General features: G+C 40.2%; 4 protein-coding genes. All 4 read right to left on the bottom strand.

Annotated elements, in window-relative coordinates:
* Nucleotides 1-1,047: glycosyltransferase family 1 protein (locus D6734_07550; protein RMF94511.1), on the bottom strand; the 1,047-nt coding region annotated here is incomplete at its 3' end.
* A 59-nt stretch (nucleotides 1,048-1,106) separates the two neighbouring features.
* Nucleotides 1,107-1,946 carry an FkbM family methyltransferase gene (locus tag D6734_07545; GenBank protein ID RMF94510.1) on the bottom strand — a complete coding sequence of 280 codons (840 nt, stop codon included), beginning with the start codon at nucleotides 1,944-1,946 and terminating at the stop codon, nucleotides 1,107-1,109.
* 15 nt (nucleotides 1,947-1,961) lie between these two features.
* Complete coding sequence (locus D6734_07540; GenBank protein ID RMF94512.1) at nucleotides 1,962-2,567, bottom strand: class I SAM-dependent methyltransferase; 606 nt, start codon at nucleotides 2,565-2,567, stop codon at nucleotides 1,962-1,964.
* Between the two features lie 323 nt (nucleotides 2,568-2,890).
* Nucleotides 2,891-3,671 (bottom strand): ABC transporter ATP-binding protein (locus D6734_07535; GenBank protein ID RMF94509.1); only part of this gene is annotated, 781 nt, incomplete at its 5' end.

Raw genomic sequence — 3,671 nt, 5'->3', positions numbered from 1 at the left:
GATCACAGGCACACCACACTGCATTGCTTCGAGTGGCGGAAGCCCAAACCCCTCATAAAAAGATGGGTAGACGAACATCATGGCCCCGCTATATAAAGGAGCCAAGTCCTCATCTGGAATATAACCGGTGACTATAATTCTATCTCTAAATGCTGGTGCATTGGAAATTTCATTAAATATATGCTCGAAGTCCCAACCTTTTGTGCCTACCAGAACCAGATTCAGATCAGATAAACGATTCTCCTGCAAAAGACTCAGGAACGACTTGATAGTTTGTGCAATATTTTTTCTGGGCTCCAAGGTGCACAAACTCAAGATATAAGGAGCGGGAGGTATTCGATACTTTTCCTTCACGGCCTTTATCCTCTCTGTATCGCTACATGGATAGAATGAATCAGAAGCAGCCAAGTGAGTCACAACCACACGCGAAGGATCAATCTCTTTGTAGTTACACAAATCATCTTTAGTGGATTGAGAAATAGCCACAACCCAATCGCCAGGGGCAATAGAATTTACTACTTCATGGATCAAATGATCTTCATTGAACTCGAAGTATTGGGGGTACAGGATAGGAATCAGATCATAAACCGTTATGAACCTTCTAAGATTAGCTTCGCCCTTTGTTCTTTCGGGAAGTGGATAAAATGTGGAATGAAAAACATCTGCCCGGCTTAGAACAGCTTGATCCAGGCTAGGATTCAAAAAGTTCAAATATTTGAGAGTATAATTAAAAGCTCGTAGGAAAATTCTCATCTGATGCTTCGATGCAGATGGCTCCTGGTAGATATCTGTCATCATGTCTATCAATTTTTTGGTCAGACCGCTTCCCCGATAAAAACATTCCCCAAAAGGCACAACGTCTTGTTCAAGGTACTTTCGGGCTTGGAGAAACTGACCAAATGACTGGAATGCACAGAGCTGGAGGTCCAACTCGTCCGACCCATATAATCTCAGAGCTACATTCTCAATGACTCTCGCAATTCCTGTCCTTGCCCTTTGATGATAAAAGCCCGTACCAAGGACGGAAATGTCATAAATTACTTTCATAGCCTATAGACAAGTCGCATACGTTAGCACACTTAGAATCAACATCGAGCATTCTCTCATTATTTCTGAAATAACACATCAACATACCATGGGACAGATTCGGCAATATCCAGCAACTCATCAAATGACTGAATAGTCCCAATATAAGATCCAAAGTTATCCCAAATAGTCATTTCCTTATATCCAAAGTTTTGGATTAATTGGAGAAAGTCTCGCGGATTTATATTTAAATCGCGCATCAATCTAAGATGAAACTCTATAAAGAGCAGAGGATCCATGTCAGTCAAGACTTTTCTAGCTCCCTGTAATACTGACAACTCATTGCCATCAACATCGATCTTGATCATTTTAATGTCATAACCACTAAACATTTGGTCAACAGTTACAATCGGCAGCGTAAAAGAATCAACGTAGCGATGTTCATCATATCTTTTCAACGCCCCAGCGGTGCCTACTTGACCATGAATAACAATCTCGTTTCCTGCAACATCTCCCATAGCACAGTTGTATAATTTCACGTTTGTACACCCAAATGATGATTTGTTAAATTCAAGCAATTCATAAAAATCGGGTATCGGCTCTATACAGTGAAATGTTAGATTTGGATAACGCCCCGCTATGGGAATAAAGCTTGCCCCTATATTTGCCCCAATTTCGAGGATATCCCCGCTAGATTTGGACAAGTACTTTCCAAATATATCCTGAAGGTGATTATCCCACCCTTCACCAGTCAAAATAGCATCGCCAATACTGTCGTTCATAAATACTTTAAAACAATGGCCTTGGTAAAATGCATTGGCAACCTTACGTTCATGGGCAAGATTTCGTTGATCAATTCGGCTGATTCTATAACCGAAGAGGTTGAATATTTTTTGAATCATTTGTTTAATTCTGAGCATTTTTTTACCCTGCCTTTATTTTACTTTTATTACCATCATGCAATTACCCATCCTATCTTTGGGATGATCCATCGTCGGCCCATCAAACATTCTTAGCATCACTAAGGGATCAGTTGACGAATAAAAAATACCCTTTCTGATACAATTCCGCATATATTTATCAAAAATCCCAGGTTTTTTTTCAATATAATATTCCTTAGAAATGACATCAATATTATGTTGCGCGATAAGGCGCTCATTTATTGCTTCTTCATCGTAGAAACGTTGAAAAAAAAACATTTTTCTTTCTCTATCCCAACTTTGGGAACCATAAGGGTCATGAGCTCTAAACTCTTCGTAATATTCTCCCATAACTGGGAACGTAATGATAATTTTACCGCCTGGACGAGCAACACGCACAAACTCTGCCATTGCGGCACTGTCTCCATCATCACTTATGTGCTCTATGACACTAATGGAAACAACTACATCAAAGGAATTGTCTGGGAAGGGAAGCTTGGTAGCGCTTACGCCATCCATAAATCTGATGCTTGCATCTTGTAGAAGGCTAGCCATACCTCTTGATTCATCCAGATCATTCGGGTCTGGATTCACCATTGTTAGATTAATATTTCTGTTCATAGCCAAAAAAAGGGGCAAAATTCTCGGAGATGAGACGTCTAGTATTGACGCACTGCCCTCTAATGATATCCACCTGTATACGAAGTCAAATTCAAAATACCTAACTGATGACACAGGATTCACTAATAAATTAAAATATTTGTGTAAATTTCCTCGCATCATTCCTTTAAGGGCTAATTTCCTGCCGAACAAATCAAATTCCATTCCTGGTAATTTATTTATTCTTGCAAAAAAGAAGGAATAAAGTGATTTGGATATTATCCACATAATTGCACATCGCCAAAACACCTTTCTTCCAACTTCTATTACTAATGAGGCCATAGTCATTTTTCTCCTACGATTTCCCATTTGGCTATAAGGGGGCTTAAAATTCCTCTCCAGTCTGTACTTTGATACCGATTCATTTCACTAGATGTTGCCTCAATGGAAAATGTCAAAACATTATATTCAAGAAAGTATTGCTTTGTATTTGGAGTATCCGCGCCAACAGAGATCGAATACCTCCCACTATTTAGAAGGCCAGCAGGTATTACACATCGAACAGTTTGACTCCCAATTTTCCTCCCATGGTCCTTAATTCCAAAAGCGCTAGAACTGTGAATCAAGTCTACCCCGAAATTATCTTTAATAATCAATCCAATCATTACTTCCCGAATATTTTTAGCCGCATAGGTCTCAACCTCAATAACAAAAGGTTCCGTAATTTTAATTGTGCTGCTCACTTTTGAAGATTGGAAAACACTTACACGTTTTAATTTTAGTTCATTGTCTCCAGGCATATGAGGCGGATTCCATACTTTCTCAGCACTATCAACATCACCAGATGTCATATACGATTGTATAACCTCAGACATTTTCCCTGTGGTAGAAACCTCTCCCCCTGAAAGCAACACTCCTTTATCACATAACTGCCCTACGGTTCCCATATTATGGCTAACAAATAGAACTGTCCGCCCTTCTTTACCTACTGCTTCCATCTTGCCCAGGCACTTCTTCTGGAACTGCGCATCGCCCACGGCCAGCACTTCATCCACAATCAGAATCTCCGGCTCCAGGTGCGCAGCCACGGCAAAGGCCAGGCGCACATACATGCCCGAGGAATAG

This window comes from Candidatus Schekmanbacteria bacterium (assembly GCA_003695725.1).
Classification (GTDB): Bacteria; Schekmanbacteria; GWA2-38-11; order GWA2-38-11; family J061; genus J061.
Note: the sequence above shows the minus strand (reverse complement) of the source record. Positions and strands in the feature narration are given on the sequence as shown.